The organism is Nocardioides sp. LS1 (assembly GCF_003865225.1).
Classification (GTDB): domain Bacteria; phylum Actinomycetota; class Actinomycetes; order Propionibacteriales; family Nocardioidaceae; genus Nocardioides; species Nocardioides ginsengisegetis.
In genome coordinates, this window is sequence record NZ_BIFF01000006.1 from 386,836 (window position 1) to 406,276 (window position 19,441).

Below are 19,441 nucleotides of genomic sequence, written 5' to 3' on the forward strand. Positions count from 1 at the left end.
GGGCCCTCACTGGAAGACGAGGTAGTGCAGCAGCAGCCAGATCGGGGCGATCGTGGCCAGCAGCGAGTCGAGCCGGTCCATCAGGCCACCGTGGCCCGGGATCACTTGGCTCATGTCCTTGATGCCGAGGTCGCGCTTGATCACCGACTCGCACAGGTCGCCGAGGGTGGCCATCACGACCGCGATGGCGCCCAGGGCCACGCCGACCCACCAGTCGCCGTCGAGCAGGTAGACCACCAGGGCCACGCCGGCGGCACCGCAGAAGACCGCCGACCCGGCGAAGCCCTCCCACGACTTCTTCGGGGAGATGACCGGGGCCATGGGGTGCTTGCCGAACAGCACGCCCGCGACGTAGCCCCCGATGTCGGAGGCGATGGTGACACCGATGAAGGCGATGATGCCCTTGACGCCCGCGTCGTCGATGCCGCCGGCGGAGAACGACGTCCCGCCCTCGGCCAGCATCAGGGCGACGAACGACCCGAGGAACGGGACGTAGACGAGCGTGAACACCGAGGCCGTGGCGTTCATGACGTAGCCGTCGATGCCGCGGCGCAGCAGCCACAGCATGATGACCAGCGCCGTGACCGCCGTGGCCGTGACGAGCGCCGGCGCGCCGTAGAAGTAGGCCACGACGACCATGACGACGCCGCCCAGCATCAGCGGCTGCTCGGGCAGGTCGATGTGCTTGGCCAGCATCCCCTGGTGGAGCTCCCAGACGGCCACCACGACCGCGACCGCGACGATCAGCATGAAGGCCGTCTTGAAGAAGAACAGCGAGGTGCCGATCGCGGCGAGCAGGACGATCGCGGACAGGACGGCCGCGCGCAGGTCGCGACCGGCCCGGCCGTGGTCCTTCTGCGGCGCCGCCGGGGCGCCGGACGAGGTGTCGGTCATGGTCGGTTGCCGGGTCCTCAGACCTCGAGCAGCTCGGCTTCCTTGTTCTTCAGCATGTCGTCGATCGCGTCGGTGTGCTTCTTGGTGATCGAGTCGAGGCGCTTCTCGGCACCGGTGACGTCGTCCTTGCCGACCTCGCCGTCCTTCTCGAGCTTCTCCAGGCCCTGCTTGGCCGTGCGGCGCAGGTTGCGCACCGCGACGCGGCCGTCCTCGGCCTTGGCCTTGGCGACCTTGATGTACTCCTTGCGACGCTCCTCGGTCAGCTCGGGGAAGACGCAGCGCAGCATCTTGCCGTCGTTGGAGGGGTTCACGCCGAGGTCGGAGTCGCGGATGGCCCGCTCGATGTTGCCCATCGCACCCACGTCGTAGGGCTGGATCAGGATGATCCGCGCCTCGGGGGCGGTGAACGACGCCAGCTGCTGGAGCGGGGTCGGCGAGCCGTAGTAGTCCACGGTGATCTTGCTGAACATGCTCGGCTGCGCCCGGCCCGCCCGGATCGCCGCGAACTCCTCGCGCGTCGCGTCGACCGACTTGTCCATCTTGGAGTCGGCCTCGTTGAGGATGTCGTTGATCACGGCTGCTTCCTTACTGCGTGGGTGCTGACGTTGCGTGGGTGGTCGAGGCTGGTGCGAATGGCCCGTCAGCCTGCGCTGACGAGCGTGCCGATCTTCTCACCCTGCACGACGCGCAGGATGTTGCCCTCGGGCTCCATGCCGAAGACGACCATCGGCAGCTTGTTCTCCCCGCACAGGGCGAACGCCGTCTGGTCCATGATCCGCAGGCCCTGCTGGATGGCCTCGTCGTAGGTGAGGTTGTCGTACTTGGTGGCCGTGGGGTCGAGCTTGGGGTCGGCGCTGTAGACGCCGTCGACGCCGCTCTTGGCCACCAGGACGACGTCGCACTTGCTCTCCAGTGCCCGCTGGACCGCGACGGTGTCGGTGGAGAAGAACGGCATGCCCATGCCGGCACCGAAGATGACCACGCGGCCCTTCTCCATGTGCCGGATGGCGCGGCGCGGGACGTAGGGCTCGGCGACCTGGCCCATGGTGATGGCGGTCTGGACGCGGGTCTCGACGTCCATCTTCTCCAGGAAGTCCTGGAGGGCGAGGCAGTTCATCACGATGCCGAGCATGCCCATGTAGTCGGCACGGACCCGGTCCATGCCGCGCTGCTGGAGCTCGGCGCCACGGAAGAAGTTGCCGCCACCCGTCACGACGGCGATCTGGACGCCGGCCTGGGCGACGTTGGCGATCTCGCGGGCGATCTTCTGGACGACGTCGGGGTCGACGCCGACCTTCCCTCCTCCGAAGACCTCGCCGGAGAGCTTGAGGAGGACACGCTTGTAGCCGGTCACGGAAGTCCCTTCGTGCACTGCGCGGGGTGGCGGGCAAGCGAGAAGGCCGGTTCGATGATCAGTGTCTGAGTCATCGAACCGGCCTCCTCGTGTGGTCTGGCTGCAACCTATCCGGTCAGGCGCCGACCTCGAAACGGGCGAACCGCTTCAGGCTGGTGCCGGACGCGTCGAGGACGGCCTTGACGGTCTTCTTGTTCTCGGTGACCGACGGCTGCTCGAGCAGGACGACGTCCTTGAAGAAGCCGTTGAGGCGACCCTCGGTGATCTTGGCGATCGCCTGCTCGGGCTTGCCCTCCTCGCGGGAGGTCGCCTCGGCGATCTCGCGCTCCTTGGCGACGATGTCCGCGGGGACCTCGTCACGCGTGAGGTACTGCGGACGCATCGCGGCCACCTGCATCGCGGCGGCGCGAGCGGCGTCCTCGTCACCGTCGTACTCGACGAGCACGCCGACGGCGGGCGGCAGGTCGGCGGCACGCTTGTGCATGTAGACGACGACGTCGCCCTCGAAGTAGGCCACGCGGCCGAGCTCGATCTTCTCGCCGATGGTCATGGCCAGGTTGGCGACGACCTCACCCACGGTGGAGCCGTCGAGCTCGACGGCCTTGAGGGTCTCGGTGTCGGTGGCCTTGGCGGCGTTGGCCGCGTCGGCGATCTTCTGGGCCACGGCGACGAACTCGTCACCCTTGGCCACGAAGTCGGTCTCGCAGTTGAGCTCGACCAGCGCGCCACCCGAGGTGGCGACCAGGCCGGCCGTGGCCTCGCGGGTCTCGCCACGCTCGGCGGCCTTCTTGCCCAGCTTGATGCGGATCAGCTCAGCGGCCTTGTCGAAGTCGCCGTCCGCCTCGGTCAGCGCCTTCTTGCAGTCCATCATGCCGGCGCCGGAGAGCTCGCGGAGCCTCTTGACGTCGGCGGCGGTGATGTTCGCCATGGGTTCTCTTCCCCTCAGGTTCGTGGTGATAGTGCGTGGTGCTGGGGGCGCCGGTCACCGGCGCGGCGGCTCGCGTACGTCGTACGGAGCCGCCGCGGTCGGGAACGGTCAGGCCTTGGCCTCGTCGGCGGCCGGGGCCTCGGTGGCGGCCTCGGCGACCTCGGTCGCCTCGGTGCCCTCGGAAGCAGCGCCAGTCGCCTCGGACGCCGGGGTCTCCTCGGCGGCCTTCTCGGCGTCGCCGCCGGTGGCCTCGACAGCGGCCTTCTCGGCGTCGCCACCGAGCAGCTCGCGCTCCCACTCGGCCAGCGGCTCCTCGGCACCCACGGCCTCAGCACCCTCGGTCGCCTTCGCGCCGGAGCGGGCGATGAGGCCCTCGGCGACGGCGTCGGCGACGACGCGGGTCAGCAGGCCGACGGCGCGGATCGCGTCGTCGTTGCCGGGGATCGGGAAGTCGACCAGGTCGGGGTCGCAGTTGGAGTCCAGGATGCCGATGATCGGGATGCGCAGCTTGCGCGCCTCCTCGACGGCCAGGTGCTCCTTGTTGGTGTCGACGATCCACACGGCCGAAGGCGTGCGGCTCATCTCGCGGATACCGCCGAGCGACTTGTTCAGCTTGTCGCGCTCGCGGCGCATCTGGAGCAGCTCCTTCTTCGTGCGGCTGCTGCCGGCCACGTCGTCGAAGTCGATCTCGTCGAGCTCCTTGAGGCGGTTGATCCGCTGGTGCACCGTCTGGAAGTTGGTGAGCATGCCGCCGAGCCAGCGCTGGTTGACGTAGGGCATGCCGACGCGGGTCGCCTGCTCGGCGATCGCCTCCTGGGCCTGCTTCTTCGTGCCGACGAACATCACGGTGCCGCCCTTGGCGACGGTCTCCTTGATGAAGGCGTACGAGCGGTCGATGTAGGCCAGCGACTGCTGCAGGTCGATGATGTAGATGCCGTTGCGCTCGGTCATGATGAAGCGCTTCATCTTCGGGTTCCAGCGACGGGTCTGGTGTCCGAAGTGCACGCCGCTCTCGAGAAGCTGGCGCATGGTCACGACTGCCATGTGATGTCTCCTGTTGTGTGGAGCGCACCCCGTCTGTGCGCCCTTGTGATCAGGACACACCGGTGGTGGCTCCGGTTGTGTTTTCAGTTTCGATGCCCCCGACGGGTGCCGGGTGCCCTGACGCCTGCGCGCGACCCCACCGGCGACTGGTTGCCCAGGTGCCGGACCGAGGATCGTCGCCCACGGGTGGCCGGAGTCCAGAAGTCAGGCTCCGTCGCGGTCTGCGGACGTGCGAAGTCAATCCACGCGTTCCATGCGGATTGCGCGGACCAGACTACGTGACGCGGGCCTCGGGCCGCGAATCGGAGACGGACCGGGCCGCGAGGCGTCCACAGGGGCGCCGACCGCGGTGGTTCTCCACCGTCGAGACCCGGCGTCGGGCGCCCGTCCCGGGGCGCGGGCAGGCTCGTGCCATGCACCGTCCCCAGCACTCGATGGCCTCGTCGGTCACCGCCCTCCGGACCCGGCTCCCCGGGCTCGCCGTGGTCGTCGTCCTGGGCCTGCTCGTGGCCGTCCTCGGCCCCGGGCGGGCTCTCGGCACGCCCGGGGAGCCGGATCCGGTGGGCGTGTGGCCGCTGGCCCCGGAGCCCGCAGTGGTCGCCGGGTTCGACCCACCGACGTCGGCCTGGGGGTCGGGGCACCGCGGCGTCGACCTGCTCGGCTCCCCCGGTCAACGGGTGCGCGCGGCGCTGGCCGGGACGGTGTCGTTCGTGGGCCGGATCGCCGGCCGTGGGGTGGTGGTGGTCGACCACGGCGAGACGCGCACGACCTACGAGCCGGTGACCGCGACCGTCGTGCGCGGTGCGGTGGTCGCCGCGGGCGCGTCGATCGGCACCCTCGAGACGGCTGGATCCCACTGCTTCCCCCGCACCTGCCTGCACTGGGGCTGGATCCGGGACGAGACCTACCTCGACCCGCTGAGGCTGGTCGGCTTCGGGCCGGTGCGGCTGCTCCCGCTCTGGCGCGACGAGCCCGTCGCCCCGCCGCTCGCGCAGCCGTCGTCCGCGCTGCCGGTGCCGCTCGCCTACCCCGGGTGGCGGCCGTTGCTCGAGGCGCTTCCCCTCTCGTAGCCCTCAGGCCCGCGGGTGGGCCTGCTGGTAGGCCCGACGGAGCCGGTCGGTCGTCACGTGCGTGTAGAGCTGCGTGGTGGCCAGCGACGCGTGCCCGAGCAGCTCCTGCACCGAGCGCAGGTCCGCGCCGCCCTCGAGGAGATGGGTCGCGGCGGTGTGCCGCAGCCCGTGCGGCCCGATGTCGGGCGCACCCGGGACCTCGGCGATCCGGCGGTGGACGAGCGTGCGCACGGCGCGCTGGTCGATCCGCCGACCGCGGGCCCCGAGGAAGACCGCGGGGCCGGAGCCGTCCACCAGCAGGTGCGGGCGGCCCTGCTTGAGCCAGAAGGCGAGGGCCCGGGCCGCCGGACGGCCGAAGGGCACGGTGCGCTCCTTGCGCCCCTTGCCGAACACGCGCACGACCTGGCGGTCCCGGTCGATGTCGTCGAGGTCGAGCCCGACGAGCTCGCCCACCCGGACCCCCGTGGCGTAGAGCAGCTCGAGCATCGCGACGTCGCGCAGGCCGACCGGGCTCCCGTCGTCGGCCAGCTCGGCGGCCGCGTGGATCAGGTCGGCGGCCTCGTCGGCGCGCAGGACGGGCGGCAGCGGCTTGTGCGGCTTCGGCGACGCGAGCGAGGCGCCCGGGTCGACGTCGACCCGTCCGGTCCGCAGCAGCCAGGCCGTGAAGACCCGCGCCGCCGTGGCGCGCCGGGCGAGGGTGGTGCGGGACTTGCCGAGGGTCTGCTGCTTGGCCAGCCAGCTGCGCAGGGTGCGCAGGTCGAGGTCCGTGACGTGGTCCTGGCCGAGACGGGTGGCGTGCTCGAGGAGGCCGGCCACGTCGCCGATGTAGGCCCGGACCGTGTGCGTGGCGAGGTCGCGCTCGGAGGTGAGGTGCCGCTCGTAGTCGCCCAGCACCCGGGCCATGCCCTCGGGCAGCCCCTCGGGCGGGTCGTCGGCGGTCTCGCTCACCGTCCGAGTCTAGGTTCGCGAACGCTCCGTCATCGGCTGACAGGCCCGGCCAGTCGCCACCCGCCCTCGGCCTGCTGGACCAGGCCGTGGTCCCGCAGCCGGGTGAGTGCCGAGCCGACCTCGAGAAGGCTCAGTCCGGCGGTGCGGGCGATCGACTCGGCCCCCACCGACGACGAGACGGGGACCGCGTCGAGGACCTGCTGCTGGCGCAGCGACAGCTTGTCGCGGGGCCGGTCGGGTCCCCGCGGCGCCTCGAGGAGGTGCTGACCGGCTCGCCCCAACACCTCGAGGACCTCCTCCCCCGAGGTGACGAGGGTGGCGGCGCCGGTGCGGATCAGCTGGTGCACGCCCTGGGAGGGGGCACTGGTGACCGGTCCGGGGACGCCGAGCAGGTGCCGGTTGAGGCGCGAGGCCCAGTTGGCGGTGTTGAGCGCGCCGCTGCGGAGGGCGGCCTCGACCACGACTGTGCCACCGGTGAGCGCGGCGATCATCCGGTTGCGGGCGAGGAACCGGAGCCGGGTCGGCGAGCAGCCCGGGGCGAGCTCGGAGACCACCGCGCCGGTGTCGGCGAGGTGCTCGATGAGGTCCCGGTGGGCAGGTGGGTAGGGGCGGTCCACCCCGCAGGCCAGCACCGCCACGCTCCGCCCACCGGCCGTGACGGCGCCCCGGTGCGCGGCCTGGTCGATGCCGAAGGCGGCACCCGAGACGACCACGAGCCCCGCGCGGGCACTGACGGCGGCCAGCTCCGCCGCGATGTGCGCACCGTAGGTCGTGGCGGACCGGGAGCCCACGATCGACACCGAGGCCTCGAGCTCGTCGAGGCGCAGCGGGCCGCGCACCCACAGCCCCATCGGCGCTCCCCCTCGCTCCTGCACGGGCGGCGTGGCCCCGAGGTCGTCGAGTTGCGTGGGCCACTCGTCGTCGCTGGGGATCACGAACCGGATGCCGAGCCGGTCTGCCACGTCGAGGTCGCGCGCAGGGTCGATCGCGGCCAGCCGGCCCGCGACGTCTCTGAGCAGGCCGTCGTGGTCACGCTGGTCGAGAAGGGCCTGGTGGACCGCCACGGCACCGCTGCCCTCCACCAGGGTCGCGACCCGCGGGTCTCCCGGCTCGCCGAGCCGCCCGAGGGCGACCCGGGCCAGGCGCTCGGGCTCGCGGCCGTTCATCCCGCCCTCCGCTCGAGGGTCTCGAGCAGCAGGGGCTCCCCCGCCCGGAGCCGGAGCGCGACGTCGACCTCGGCGGGTCCGGGGCGGTCGACGCCGGCCAGGTCGGCCACGGTCCACGAGAGCCGGTGGACGCGGGTGGCGCCGCGCCGCGTGAGCCGGCCGGCGTAGAGCTGGTCGTCGACCGCCCTCTGTCCCGAGGGCTCCAGCGGCCACCGATCGAGCAGGACCGGCCCGGGCGCCTGGGCGTTGAGGCGCCACCCGTCGTCGGCGTAGCGGACCCGCTGGCGGTCACGCGCACGCGTGACCCGGACCCGGACGTCCGCGGTCGACTCGGGCCGGTCGAACGGGTCGATCACCGCGCCGCCCCGCACGTCGGTGACGTGGCGGGTGATGTCGATCCGGTCGGCGAACGGGCCGGAGACGCGACGGCGGTAGTCGCGTCGCTGCCGCTCGGTGCAGCTGCAGCCCTCGTGGCCGGGACGCCGGCGAGCGGTGTACTCGCCGCACGGGCAGGGGTTGCAAGCCAGCACGACCATGCCGCGGGCCGGCAGGACGACGCTCTCGTCACGGCGGGCCACCGTGACCTCGCCGCTCTCGAGCGGCTGTCGCAGCGCCTCGAGGACGTCGGTGCGGAAGAGGGCGAACTCGTCGAGGAACAGGACCCCGCAGTGAGCGCGGCTGATCTCGCCCGGACGCACGAGGCCGGTCCCGCCACCGATCAGGCTTGCCTTGCTGGCGTCGTGGTGGGGCGCCGAGAACGGCGGCCGCACGATCATCGCGTCGCCCGGCTCGAGCGCCCCGGCCAACGAGTGGATGGCGGTCAGCTCGAGCGACTCCTCGGGCTCGAGGTCGGGGAGGATCCCGGGCACCCGCTCGGCGATGCTGGTCTTGCCGCAGCCCTTGGGGCCCGACAGCATCAGGTGGTGGCCGCCCGCGGCGGCCACCTCGACGGCGAAGCGGACGTCCTCGAGACCGACGAGGTCAGCCATGTCGACGTCCTCGACGCGGTCCTGGCCGCGCCACGCGAGCAGCCGCGACCCGGACATCCCGACGACGGGAGCCGCATCCGGGATCTCCTCTCCGCAGAGCTCGGCGACGACCTGCGCCAGCGAACGCATGCCGAACACCTCGACACCGGGCACCATGGCGGCCTCCCGGGCGTGCGGCTCGGGCACGAAGACCCGGCGGACCCCACGACGCGAGGCGGCCAGGACCATGGGCAGGACGCCGGGGACGCAGCGGAGCCGGCCGTCGAGGGTCAGCTCACCCACGAACGCCGTGGCCTCGAGGGACTCGCGCCGGATCTCACCCGCGGCAGCCAGCACCGAGACGGCGATGGCCAGGTCGAAGTGGGTGCCGCTCTTGAGCAGGTCGGCGGGCGACAGCAGGATCGTGATGCGACGGGTCGCCGGCCAGCCGAGGTGGCTGTTGACGATGGCCATCCGGCACCGGTCCTTCGCCTCGTTGAGCGTGGCGTCGGGCCGGCCCACGAGGGTCGTGCCGACCTGCCCCGGCGAGACGTCGGTCTGCACGTCGATGACGTGCCCGACCGCGCCGTGCAGCGAGACGGTCTGGGCGGTGGCGACGGGCATCAGCCGATCCCCCGCACGTGCTCGAGGACCGAGGCCCCGCGACGTGGCCGCAGGACGGCCACGAGGTCGAGCCTCACGTCGGGTGCGCGCAGGTCGTGGGCCCGGAGCCAGCACTCCGCCAGCCGTCGCATCCGGTCCACCTTGGCGGCGGTGATCGCCTCGTGCGGCGTCCCGAACGCGACGCTGCTGCGGGTCTTCACCTCGCAGACCACGAGCACCGACCCCTCCCGCAGGACCAGGTCGATCTCGCCCTCGTCACACCGCCAGTTGCGGTCCAGCAGGACCAGCCCGTCGTCGACGAGCCGTCGCGCGGCGAGCTCCTCGCCGTAGGCACCGAGAGCCTGCTTGGCCGTGGTCCCTGTTGATCCAGTCATGGTGACCTCCTCGACCCGAGCGTCGCCGTCGGCGTGGACGACGGGATCGGGCGGCGGGGTCGCCTGGGGACAAGGCGGTCCGCAGTGCGGGCTGTGGACGCGAGGTGGCCGTCAGCCGACGAGGCGGACGATCGACTGCGCGAGCGTCGGGTCGTAGTCGACCGTGGGCGACTGCTCGTCGATCGGCAGGGCCGCCTTGTTGAAGGTCAGCACGGTGAGGGTCTTGACGGAGTTGCCGTTGATCTCGAGGCCGTTGTGGCTGCTGCCGACGTCGTACGCCGCCGAGGTCTGCGTCTCGTTGGTGATGAACGCCGGGACGAAGTCGATGATCGGCTGGAAGTTCTTCTGCGCGCGGTCGTTGGCGAGGACCATGGGCAGCCACACGAACCGGGGCGAGGCGATGATCGCGGGATCCAGCATCGCGGTGTTGACCCCGGTGTCCGAGGTGATGTCGGTCAGGGTCGCACCGTTGGTGAGGAAGCAGGACAGCACGTCGTTGTTGAGCAGGTGCCCGCCGATCGTGACGTCGACGCGGGAGGGGTCAGCGGGGCAGTGGGTGTGTCCACGGCTCACCGCGAGACGGGCCGCCTGGCCGTCGTCGCTGCCGGTGACGAGCCCGTCGTAGAGCGCGGGACCGTCGTTGCCGGTGTCGCCCTGGATGCAGTTGCGCGGGGGGTCGCTGCTCGAGACGTTGTCCGGCTGGGCCCCGGTGATGAAGCCGTGCGGGCCGTCACCGCAGTCCTTGGTGGGCGTCTGGGCCGGCGCGAACTCGAACGGCGCGAGCATGTGGTCGAGCCCGCCGGCGATGTTGCGCGCGAGTCGCTTCTGCGTGGACGAGCCGTCGAGCCGCGGGCTGTCGAGCTGGCCGAAGTTGCCGCGGTCCTGACCGACACAGCCCACCGGGACGCTCGTCGCCGACGGGCTGGCGCTCACCGTCGGGGTCACCGACGCCGTTGCCGAGGGCGGGGCCGAGGACGTCGCCGGTGCCGTCGTGGGAGTCGCCGTGACGCGGACGATCAGGTAGTTCGAGGAGTAGCGGACCTGGTTGTTGCTCTGCACGAGGGCGTAGACCCGCCAGTCCCCCGCAGTCGCGGTGACCTCGGGCCCGACCGGGAAGGACGGCACCGCGAGCACCGACTGCTTCTTGGCGACGGACTGGGCGGCGTAGTCGACGTACGTCGTGCCGTTCGGGGACCAGAAGCGCAGCGACGCGCGGTCGGTGTTGTTGGGCAGGTTGGTCACCGAGTACGTCGAGATCGTGACCGAGCCCCCCTGCGCGACCGCGATCGGCGACGTCCCGGCGAGGACGTGCGACCCGGAGTCGCTGGGACCGGGTGTGAAGCCGTACACCGGCGTGGGGCTGGCCGAGGTCGGCGTGGCGCTCGCGGTCGCCGTGCTCGACGTGGGCGTCGGCGTCGGGGTCGGCGTTGCCGTGGCGGGTGCGGCCTGGTTGCCCTGGGCGGTGTCGGCCTGGGCCGGTCCGTAGCCACAGCCACTCGGCAGCCAGAACGGGATCAGCTTCTGCTTCGGCGGCAGGGCGGACTGCACCTGCACCGTGGCGGTGCGCTGCACGTCGGTGTGCGTGGAGCCGAGCACCTTCGCGAAGCCGAACTGCACGCGGGCTGCCGGCGCGAGCACGGTCATCCGGATGCAGCCCTCGACGCAGGCGTGGCCGCCGGCGTCCTGGAACGTCACCTCGCCGTTGCCGGTGATCCCGTCCACGAGCTGGGCGGCGGTCACGGTGGCCTGGCCGGAGGTGCTGTTCTCGTTGAGGAAGCCCGCCACGCGGTCGGCGATCGTCAGCTTGTTGAGCGAGGTCTCGGGCAACAGGTAGCCGGCGCTGAGGGCACTCACGTCGACCTGCTTCTGGACCGCGCGCTTGCGGGCCCAGGCGTTGCCGAGGTCGACCGCCAACGCAGCCATGGAGAACAGGGCGACGGCCAGGATCGCGACCAGCACCGCCGTGGCGCCCGAGTCCTCGCGCCGGCGCGATCGGGTCCTCACGGGCACGCCTGCGGCTGGCTCGGGACGTAGTCGACGCGGGCCTTCGCGGTCTGGGAGACCCGTCCGTCGTGCACGAACGGCAGGAAGGGCAGGTGCAGGTCGAAGCTGGTGAACTCCACCCGCACCGTGACCGTGTCGCCGACCTTCACCGCGGGCGGCGCCGTCGAGTAGCTGCGCGTGACCACAGCCCCGGTGCCGGTGCCGGTCAGGTCGTTGATCTGCTGGCGCACACCGGAGGTGAACGCCGAGCAGGTGGGCGGGTTGCCGACGGCGGCCGATCGGGCGGCACTGCGCGCGATGTCGCTGCCGCCCTGCATCGCCCAGAAGTAGAAGCCGTACTGGATGATGCCGAAGACCAGCAGCAGGAGAACGGGGACGAGGAGCGCGAACTCCACCACGGCAGCACCGCGGTCGACGCGCGCCCGGGCCCGAGATGGCCCAGCCAACCGAGACTCCCTCCGTGACCCCCGTCCGGCTAGGAGCTCAGCCTAGTGGCCCGTCCCTCGAGCCGACATGACCGATCGGTCATCCGGGCACCGCCCGGGTGGACCATGCGGACGGATCAGTCGACGACGGCGGGGTTGCTGCAGCTTGGATGGGGAACCCCGAACAGGTCCGCCCCGCCCACCCGGAGGCCCAGCAGCTTGGACAGGGGGACGAGCGCGGCGTTGACGTTGCCGACGACCGTGGCGGTGGAGGTCCCGATGAAGCTGGCGTTGACGGCCGAGATCAGCGACGTGAGGTTCAGCGTGGACACGGCGACGGTGGTCGTCGTCGTGACGCCGGCGACCTTGACCGCCAGCGACGCGGTGCTCTGCACCGGGTCGATCGTCGTCGTGGCGCTCGGGACGGAGACGTAGGCGCCGGCGTTGGTCGGCTCGGCGTCCTGGTAGGTGCGGGGCGGGACGGCGTACGTCGTGTCCGCGGCGCCGACCGTGGCCGGGGACGTGATGCGCCCCGCGGTCGACAGGTAGAGGTCCAGCGTGAGGGTGGCGGTGGTGAACACCGGGGGCAGGACGCCGGCCGGAACGATGCCGACAGCGTCGAGGCTGCCCTTGAGCCGGAAGGGCAGCGAGACGTCGGCGCTGGTGAGGTCGGTGCTGACCCGCACCGAGGTCTTCTCGGCCGTGGCCGGGGTGCCGGAGGCGCACTGGAGCGCCGTGAGGTAGCCCGAGGCACCACCCAGCGTGGCGTTGATGGCGAGCGTGCCGCTCTTGCTGCTCGGGTCGCTCTGGATGCTTGCGGAGAGGCCACCCACGTTGTTCGGGAGGTTGAAGCCCGTGGTCGAGGCCAGCGACAGCTGGGCGGTCCGGGCCACGGTGGAGGTGGAGGGCTGGCCGCAGGCCTCCTGCGGGGCCTGGATGACCTTCAGCTCGACGTCCCCGTTGGAGACGTGCGGCGCCGCCCACACCACGCCGGTGTCGAGGAAGTTGTTGCCGTTGGCGATGTCCTGCGCGATCGCGAACCCGGTGCCGGCCACGAGGTCCAGGGCATTGATCTGGGCGCTGGCCGTCGACCCATGCCCGATCGAGAGGACCTTGGGGAGGTTGACGCGCATCCCCGAGCCGACCTTGCTGGCAAGCTGGGTCATGACGGCCGCTGCAGAGGTCTTCCCCTGGGAGGTCAGCACCGTTGCGCTGGCGGTGAAGAGGGAGCTCACGGCGAGGTTCGAGAGGCTCGCCAGCCCGTCCGCACTCCCCACCCCGAGCGCCGCGGCGAGCCCGTCGAGGTTGAGGTAGGTGCTCACCAGTCCCATGTAGCCGACGGCGTGGAGGTTGACGCCCAGCGCGTCGCCCACTGTGCTCTCGAAGACACCGACCACCTGGGAGTCGCCCCCGCTCAGCGCCGCCGCGTAGGAGCCGAGCCGGAAGCAGGCGTAGGGCGTCGCCTTCCCGATCGCCGTGCGGTGGGCCGAGCCACGCCCTGGCGTGAACGCGAAGTCGACCGACCCCGTGACGTCGACCATGACAGCATCGGGCACCGCAGTGTCCGGAACGGCGACGAGCGTCCCCGCGGCCCTGCGTGGGGTGTAGGCACCGTTGGCGTCGAGGTCGAGGTAGACGAGCGTGGCCGTGACCGCGTCCACCCGCCCGAGCGACGCGGTGTTGCGGGCCGCGCTCGCCGCCACCGCGTCGGCGAGCTTCGGCTGCCCTCCGGACCCGTCACGGATCTGCCCGGCGGTGCGCCCGTCCAGCAACCGGGATGCGTCCATTGCGACCATGTCGGCGACGGCCTGGGCGTCGCTGCGCACCACGCGCTGCATGCCCAGGTCCACCGCGAATGCGGCCGCGCCGATGACCAGCACCATCATGATCGCGGTCATGGCCGCGATCGCCCCGCGGTCACCCCGGGGGCGACTCGTCATGAGTTGCCCTTGGCCGAGGCGGTGTACTGCAGGGTGTCCGGCATCGCGATGCCGGTGCCCAGCAGCTCGAGCTGGTGGGGGTCCGCGCCGTAGTCGTAGGTCACGGTCACGGCGATGACTCCCGACGTGACGGCCATGCTGCAGTGCAGGTAGCTCCCCGCGGCGTTGCAGGTCTTGCCCATGACGTCCTTGACCGCGGCGTACGCGACGGCCGACCGGTCCGCCGTCGCCGGGGCGACCGCGGCGGCTCGGGCCGCCTCGGCCGCGGCCTGGCTGACCGACTGCCGGAAGCTGAGCATGAAGCCGTAGCTGATGATCCCGCAGACGAGCAGCATGAGCAGGGGCGCGACCAGCGCGAACTCGACGGCCGCCGCGCCGGACTCGGCGGGGCGGGGACGGCACCGCAAGCCCGGCATCTCTCCCCCGTGTGCGAACGCAGACGTGGCGGCTCCGAGTCGCCGCCTGTCTCCCGACGTTAAGTCGGTTACCCGGGAGTAGCGAGAAATTTGCCGATTATTTTACTTGTGGGCCGGAAGGTCCAGACCTGCACCCGTCCGGAGGTTTCAGACCTTCGGCGGGTCGATCTCGGCGGGGCTCAGCTCCTCGACGTTGACGTCCTTGAACGTCAGGACCTTCACGTTCTTCGCGAACCGCGCCGGGCGGTACATGTCCCACACCCACGCGTCGCTCATCGACACCTCGAAGAACACCTCGCCGGCCTCGGTGCGCGCCTTCACGTCGACCTGGTTGCACAGGTAGAAGCGGCGGTCGGTCTCCACGACGTACTTGAAGATCGAGACCACGTCGCGGTACTCGCGGTAGAGGGTGAGCTCCATCTCGGTCTCGTACTTCTCGAGATCCTCGGCACTCATCGGGTCTCCTCCCCCATCGACGGCCCCCTGGACATCCTCGTGGACGGCCCCGCGGAGGGGCTCAGGGCCAGTTCACGGTCATTCTGCACGGGTGCGGGCGGCTCGAGCCCGGCGGCCCGCCGTACGTTGACGAACCGCATCCGGTGGACCGGCGACGGGCCGTGCTCGAGCAGCGCAGCAGTGTGCACGTCGGTGATGTAGCCCTTGTGCGTCTTGAAGTCGTACGCCGGCCAGTCGGTGTCCAGGTCGCGCATGATGCGGTCGCGGGTCACCTTGGCCAGGACCGAGGCCGCGGCGATGCACGCGGCGACCCGGTCGCCCTTCCACACGGCCAGGCCGGGGACGCCCAGGCCGTCGACCGGGAAGCCGTCGGTGAGGACGTAGGCGGGCGGCAGGTCGAGCAGCGCCACCGCCCGGCGCAGCGCCTCGACGTTGGCGACGTGCATGCCGAGCCGGTCGCACTCGTCGTGCGGGAGCACCACCACCGACCACGACAGGGCCCGCTTGACGACCTGGTCGTAACAGCGCTCGCGGGCCTTCTCGGTGAGCAGCTTGGAGTCGGCCAGCCCCGGGACGATCCCCGCCTTGCCCGGCGGCAGGATCGCCGCCCCGGCGACCAGCGGACCGGCGCACGCGCCGCGGCCGGCCTCGTCGACCCCGGCGATCGGCTCGATGCCGTGGCGGCGGAGGGCGCGCTCGTAGCCGTAGAGCCCGGCGTCACGCCGGACGGTGGATCCTCGGGGCAGGGAGCTCATGGGTGGCCGCGCGGGCTCAGGAGGGGTCGGGCACGTCCGCGAAGTCGGCGGGGCGGTGCAGCCAGGAGAAGCGGTCGGAGGGCCACAGCAGGACGAAGACCTTGCCGACCACGAGGTCGGTGTCGACGTACTCGTCCCCGGGCACGCAGTCGGTCTCGTCCTTGGTGCACATGTGCACCGTGGAGTCGGCCGAGTGGCCGCGGTTGTCGCCCATCACGAAGATGTGGCCGGCCGGCACGGGGCCGGCGGTCCAGTTGCAGCCGATCATCGGCCCGTTGCAGGGCGTGTCGTCGTGCTTGACGTAGGCGTCCTCGTCGAGCGGCTTGCCGTTGACCATGATCCGGCCCTGCTTGTCGCAGCACTTGATCACGTCGCCGGCCACGCCGATGACCCGCTTCACGAGGTGCCCCCCGGACGGGTAGAGGCCGATCTTGGCCATCAGCGAGGTGATGCCGGAGCTCGGGCCGGTGGCCTCGTCGGCACCCAGCCAGTCGCCCGGGTCCTTGAAGACGACCACGTCGCCGCGCTGGGGCGTCCCGCCGAACCAGTAGGAGACCTTCTGGACCAGGATCCGGTCGTTCTTGACCAGGCCCGGCTCCATCGACTCCGACGGGATGTAGAACGCTTGGACGAACAGCGCCTTGATGACGATGGCCAGGACGAGGGCGATCCCGAGCAGCAGGATCGTCTCCTGCCAGATCGGCAGGTGCTTCTTCTTGGTGCCGGCGGCCTTCACGGAGCCCGTCCTGTTCTGGGAATGCGAAGACCGCGACCCCGGCTCGTCTGGTTCGACGACGGTCGTGGGGTCGCGGTCCTCGGAAGTCACTTGCAGAGCCTAGCGATCCTCTGGTCGGGAATCGCTCAGCTCTCGCGACGCTCCTTGATCTTGGCGGCCTTGCCGCGCAGGTTGCGCAGGTAGTAGAGCTTCGCGCGACGGACGTCACCGCGGGTGACGATCTCGATCGACTCGAAGATCGGGGAGTTCAGCGGGAAGGTGCGCTCGACGCCGACGCCGAAGGAAACCTTGCGGACCGTGAACGTGCGGCCGATGCCCGAGCCGTGCACGCGGATCACGACGCCCTGGAAGACCTGGACACGGGAGCGGCTGCCCTCGACGACCTTCACGTGGACCTTGATGGTGTCGCCGGCGCGGAAGGCCGGGACGTCGTCGCGCTTGTGGGCGTTGCCGAGCTCGGCAATCAGGTTGGTCATTTCTCTCCTCACGGCTGCCACAGGTCAGACGCGGTACGGGGATGTCGCGTTCAGTTGTCTGGCCCAGCACTGGTGACCGGCGGCGTCAGGCTCCCCCTGTGGCAGGAACTGACGCGGACCCCCCGGCAGGACGAGTCCTCGGGGCGATCCGTGTTTGGCCGGCTGGGCCGAGGAGCCAGTCTGCCACAGCGCCCTCAGGCCCGGGAAATCCGCTTCGTCATGCGTACGACACCGGGCTCGACCTCGCCGCGCAGGCGGTAGCCGGCCTTCTTGTAGATGCGCTGGTTGCGCGCACTCCCGGCTCCGGTGAAGAGGGCGTACGACGCGGCCCCGGCGGGAGCCAGCGCCTCGATCCGCTCCAGGAGGCTGCGGCCGAGCCCGCGACCCGCCACGTCCGGGGCGACCATCAGCCGCCCGATCTCCCAGAGGTCACCGTGCAAGGAGGCGCGGACGGCGCCGACGAGCCGGCCGGCCGAGCGGGCCACGAGGACGGTGTCGCGCCCCAGCCAGGAACGCAGGTCGTCCAGGGACTCGTGGAGGGCGGGGATCCGCACGTCGGGGTTGTCCTGCTGCTCCTGCACCCAGCAGGCTCGCTGGAGGACGAACAGCTCGCCCGCGTCCGCCGGCTCCGCTGGCCGGACCTCGACCCCGTCGAGCAGCGTGGCCGCGGACAGCAGGTCGGGCCGGCGCTCCGTCGTACGGCGCACCGCCTGGTCGTGGCGCCACGACGCGATCGCCGCGTGGTTGCCGCCGAGCAGCACCTCGGGCACCTCGAGCCCGCGCCAGGCGGCGGGCTTGGTGTAAACGGGGTACTCCAGGAGGCCATCCTCGTGGGACTCCTCCACCAGCGACGCCGCGTTGCCCATGAAGCCGGGCAGCAGCCGCACGACCGCCTCGGTGATCGCGAGCGCGGCCACCTCCCCGCCGTTGAGGACGTAGTCGCCGATCGAGACCTCGCGGACCTCGGTGCGGGTGCGGGCGTGGTCGAGCACCCGCTGGTCGATGCCCTCGTAGCGGCCGCAGGCGAAGACGATCCGCTCGCGTGTCGACAGCTCGCGGGCCAGCGCCTGCGTGAACGGCTCGCCCGAGGGAGTGGTGACCACGAGGGTCGCGTCCTCGATGGCGAGGTCGTCGAAGGCCGCACCCCAGGGCTCGGGCTTCATGACCATGCCCGCGCCGCCGCCGTACGGCGTGTCGTCGACCGTGTGGTGCCGGTCGCGGGTCCACTGCCGCAGGTCGTGGACGCGGATGTCGAGCAGCCCCTTGTCACGCGCCTTGCCCGCGAGCGAGAGCTCCAGCGGGGCGAGGTAGTCGGGGAAGATCGTGACGACGTCGATGCGCACCGGGCTCAGTCGTCCTCGGGGAGCGGTGTCACCAGGCCGGGGCGGTCGGCGACGACGACCCGTCCGCCGGGTACGTCGACCTCGGGGACGAGTGCCTTCACGAACGGCACCAGCGCGTCGCGGCCGTCGGGTGTCTTCACCACGAGCAGGTCCTGCGCACCGCCGTGCACGAGCGCGCTCACCTCGCCGAGGTGGCTGCCGTCGAGGTCGTGCACCGCGAGGCCGACGAGCTGGTGGTCGTAGTACTCGTCGGGGTCCTCGGGGGAGGCGTCGGCCGGGATGGTCGCGTGCAGGGTGATGCCCCGAGCGGCCTCGGCTGCGTTGCGGTCGGGCACCTCGACGAAGGTCACGAGGAGCGTCTGCTGGTGCCACCGCGCCCTGGCGACGGTCAGCTGGCGCAGCGGGCTGTGGGACCCGCGCGGGGCTTCCGCCCGCAGGACCGCGCCGGGGGCGAAGCGGCGCTCGGGCTCGTCGGAGCGCAGGTCGAGGGTGACCTCACCCCGGATGCCGTGCGGCTTGCCGATGCGGCCGACCACGACCTCGATCGTCTCCACGTGTTCCTCTCGTCGCTGCCTGTGGTTGCTCTGCTTCTGCTGCTGAAATGGCGAACGGGTGCCGTCCCCGGAGGGACGGCACCCATTCAAGCGGTCCTGGGCTCAGCGGCGCCGGTCCACGTCGACGAAGTCGACGCGGGCCCCGCCCCGACCGGCCAGCGCGGACATCACCGTGCGGAACGCGGTCGCGGTGCGGCCGCCACGGCCGATCACCTTGCCGAGGTCGTCCGGGTGCACCCGGACCTCGAGGATCGAACCGCGACGCAGCTGCTTGTCGCGGACGCTCACGTCGTCCGGGTGCTCGACGACACCGCGCACCAGGTGCTCAAGGGCCTCGGCGAGCACGGCGCTCAGGCCTCAGCCTTGTCGGTGCCCTCGGCCGCCTCGGGAGCCTCGGTGGGCTCGTCGGCCTTCGCCTCGTCAGCCGCGGGGGCCTCCTCGGTCTTCGCCTCGTCAGCCTTGTCGGCCTTCTCAGCCTTGTCGGCCTTGGGCTCGGCCTTCTTGGCGGCCTTCTTCGTCACGGCGTCGCCCTTGGGCTCGGAGTGAGCCTCCTTGAGCGCCTCGTTGAAGATCTCGAGCTTGTCGCGCTTGGGCTCCTTGACCTTCAGGGTGCCCTCGGTGCCCGGGAGACCCTTGAAGGTCTGCCAGTCGCCGGTGACCTTGAGGATCGCCTCGACGGCCTCGGTCGGCTGCGCGCCGACGCCCAGCCAGTACTGCGCCCGCTCGGAGACGACCGCGATGTACGACGGGTCCTCCTTGGGGTGGTACTTGCCGATCTCCTCGATCACGCGACCGTCGCGCTTCTTGCGCGAGTCGACGATGACGATGCGGTACTGCGGCACCCGGACCTTGCCCAGGCGCTTCAAACGGATCTTGACCGACACGTTGGGGTGTCTCCTCGATGAATGGTGTGTGGTGAGGGACCCGCGGACCAGGTGGGGACACCGGGTCGGGCTCCTCGATGGG

22 protein-coding genes are annotated in these 19,441 nt (G+C 71.3%); 1 reads left to right on the forward strand and 21 read right to left on the reverse strand.

The annotated features are described in order from the left end of the window. Positions 1-6 precede the first annotated feature (6 nt). The 5 genes from EJF31_RS19345 to rpsB form a co-directional block, all read right to left on the reverse strand. On the reverse strand, positions 7-894 hold the full coding sequence (locus tag EJF31_RS19345) for a phosphatidate cytidylyltransferase (protein ID WP_125038794.1): 888 nt from the start codon (positions 892-894) through the stop codon (positions 7-9). Positions 895-911: 17 nt separating this feature from the next. Beyond that, positions 912-1,466, reverse strand: coding sequence for a ribosome recycling factor (gene frr / locus EJF31_RS19350; protein WP_221767672.1), 555 nt, complete (start codon positions 1,464-1,466; stop codon positions 912-914). Positions 1,467-1,534: 68 nt separating this feature from the next. Beyond that, complete coding sequence (gene pyrH / locus EJF31_RS19355) at positions 1,535-2,248, reverse strand: UMP kinase (RefSeq protein ID WP_125038796.1); 714 nt, start codon at positions 2,246-2,248, stop codon at positions 1,535-1,537. Between the two features lie 115 nt (positions 2,249-2,363). Continuing rightward, positions 2,364-3,176 carry a translation elongation factor Ts gene (tsf, locus tag EJF31_RS19360; RefSeq protein WP_125038797.1) on the reverse strand — a complete coding sequence of 271 codons (813 nt, stop codon included), beginning with the start codon at positions 3,174-3,176 and terminating at the stop codon, positions 2,364-2,366. A 108-nt stretch (positions 3,177-3,284) separates the two neighbouring features. Next, the gene (rpsB, locus tag EJF31_RS19365) at positions 3,285-4,220 is read right to left on the reverse strand and encodes a 30S ribosomal protein S2 (RefSeq protein WP_125038798.1); all 936 of its coding nucleotides are present in this window, start codon (positions 4,218-4,220) and stop codon (positions 3,285-3,287) included. 413 nt (positions 4,221-4,633) lie between these two features. Here rpsB and EJF31_RS19370 point away from each other — a divergent pair, with 413 nt between their 5' ends. After that, positions 4,634-5,290: a M23 family metallopeptidase gene (locus tag EJF31_RS19370; RefSeq protein WP_260430975.1), complete on the forward strand. Its 657-nt coding sequence runs from the start codon at positions 4,634-4,636 to the stop codon at positions 5,288-5,290. Between the two features lie 3 nt (positions 5,291-5,293). Here EJF31_RS19370 and EJF31_RS19375 read toward each other — a convergent pair whose 3' ends face one another. The 16 genes from EJF31_RS19375 to rpsP all read right to left on the reverse strand — a co-directional run bounded on the left by EJF31_RS19375 (position 5,294) and on the right by rpsP (position 19,359). After that, a complete protein-coding gene (locus EJF31_RS19375) occupies positions 5,294-6,193 on the reverse strand; it encodes a tyrosine recombinase XerC (RefSeq protein WP_125038929.1) in 900 nt (299 codons plus the stop codon). A gap of 74 nt (positions 6,194-6,267) precedes the next feature. Continuing rightward, positions 6,268-7,404: a DNA-processing protein DprA gene (gene dprA / locus EJF31_RS19380; RefSeq protein WP_125038799.1), complete on the reverse strand. Its 1,137-nt coding sequence runs from the start codon at positions 7,402-7,404 to the stop codon at positions 6,268-6,270. Continuing rightward, a complete protein-coding gene (locus EJF31_RS19385) occupies positions 7,401-8,996 on the reverse strand; it encodes a YifB family Mg chelatase-like AAA ATPase (RefSeq protein WP_125038800.1) in 1,596 nt (531 codons plus the stop codon). Before EJF31_RS19385 ends, dprA begins: the two co-directional genes overlap by 4 nt. After that, complete coding sequence (locus tag EJF31_RS19390) at positions 8,996-9,370, reverse strand: YraN family protein (RefSeq protein WP_125038801.1); 375 nt, start codon at positions 9,368-9,370, stop codon at positions 8,996-8,998. Before EJF31_RS19390 ends, EJF31_RS19385 begins: the two co-directional genes overlap by 1 nt. Before the next feature lie 111 nt (positions 9,371-9,481). Further along, the gene (locus tag EJF31_RS19395) at positions 9,482-11,374 is read right to left on the reverse strand and encodes a TadE/TadG family type IV pilus assembly protein (RefSeq protein WP_125038802.1); all 1,893 of its coding nucleotides are present in this window, start codon (positions 11,372-11,374) and stop codon (positions 9,482-9,484) included. After that, positions 11,371-11,820 (reverse strand): TadE/TadG family type IV pilus assembly protein, encoded by a 450-nt coding sequence (locus tag EJF31_RS19400; protein WP_125038803.1) that lies wholly within the window; start codon positions 11,818-11,820, stop codon positions 11,371-11,373. Before EJF31_RS19400 ends, EJF31_RS19395 begins: the two co-directional genes overlap by 4 nt. A gap of 116 nt (positions 11,821-11,936) precedes the next feature. Then, entirely contained in the window at positions 11,937-13,739 is a 1,803-nt protein-coding gene (locus tag EJF31_RS19405) for a pilus assembly protein TadG-related protein (protein ID WP_125038804.1), read from the reverse strand. Beyond that, on the reverse strand, positions 13,736-14,146 hold the full coding sequence (locus EJF31_RS19410; protein WP_185736355.1) for a TadE family protein: 411 nt from the start codon (positions 14,144-14,146) through the stop codon (positions 13,736-13,738). Before EJF31_RS19410 ends, EJF31_RS19405 begins: the two co-directional genes overlap by 4 nt. A 156-nt stretch (positions 14,147-14,302) precedes the next feature. Beyond that, entirely contained in the window at positions 14,303-14,611 is a 309-nt protein-coding gene (locus EJF31_RS19415; RefSeq protein WP_125038806.1) for a DUF2469 domain-containing protein, read from the reverse strand. Further along, positions 14,608-15,366 carry a ribonuclease HII gene (locus EJF31_RS19420; protein WP_125038807.1) on the reverse strand — a complete coding sequence of 253 codons (759 nt, stop codon included), beginning with the start codon at positions 15,364-15,366 and terminating at the stop codon, positions 14,608-14,610. The genes EJF31_RS19415 and EJF31_RS19420 overlap by 4 nt, the downstream gene beginning before the upstream one ends. A 16-nt stretch (positions 15,367-15,382) precedes the next feature. After that, positions 15,383-16,102 (reverse strand): signal peptidase I, encoded by a 720-nt coding sequence (gene lepB, locus EJF31_RS19425; protein ID WP_260430976.1) that lies wholly within the window; start codon positions 16,100-16,102, stop codon positions 15,383-15,385. Positions 16,103-16,227: 125 nt separating this feature from the next. Continuing rightward, the gene (rplS, locus tag EJF31_RS19430) at positions 16,228-16,578 is read right to left on the reverse strand and encodes a 50S ribosomal protein L19 (RefSeq protein ID WP_125038809.1); all 351 of its coding nucleotides are present in this window, start codon (positions 16,576-16,578) and stop codon (positions 16,228-16,230) included. Between the two features lie 194 nt (positions 16,579-16,772). After that, on the reverse strand, positions 16,773-17,921 hold the full coding sequence (gene trmD, locus EJF31_RS19435) for a tRNA (guanosine(37)-N1)-methyltransferase TrmD (RefSeq protein WP_125038810.1): 1,149 nt from the start codon (positions 17,919-17,921) through the stop codon (positions 16,773-16,775). A gap of 5 nt (positions 17,922-17,926) precedes the next feature. Further along, entirely contained in the window at positions 17,927-18,475 is a 549-nt protein-coding gene (rimM, locus tag EJF31_RS19440; RefSeq protein WP_221767665.1) for a ribosome maturation factor RimM, read from the reverse strand. A 102-nt stretch (positions 18,476-18,577) separates the two neighbouring features. Further along, a complete protein-coding gene (locus tag EJF31_RS19445) occupies positions 18,578-18,820 on the reverse strand; it encodes an RNA-binding protein (protein WP_125038811.1) in 243 nt (80 codons plus the stop codon). Positions 18,821-18,825: 5 nt separating this feature from the next. Continuing rightward, on the reverse strand, positions 18,826-19,359 hold the full coding sequence (gene rpsP / locus EJF31_RS19450; RefSeq protein ID WP_125038812.1) for a 30S ribosomal protein S16: 534 nt from the start codon (positions 19,357-19,359) through the stop codon (positions 18,826-18,828). Positions 19,360-19,441 lie beyond the last annotated feature (82 nt).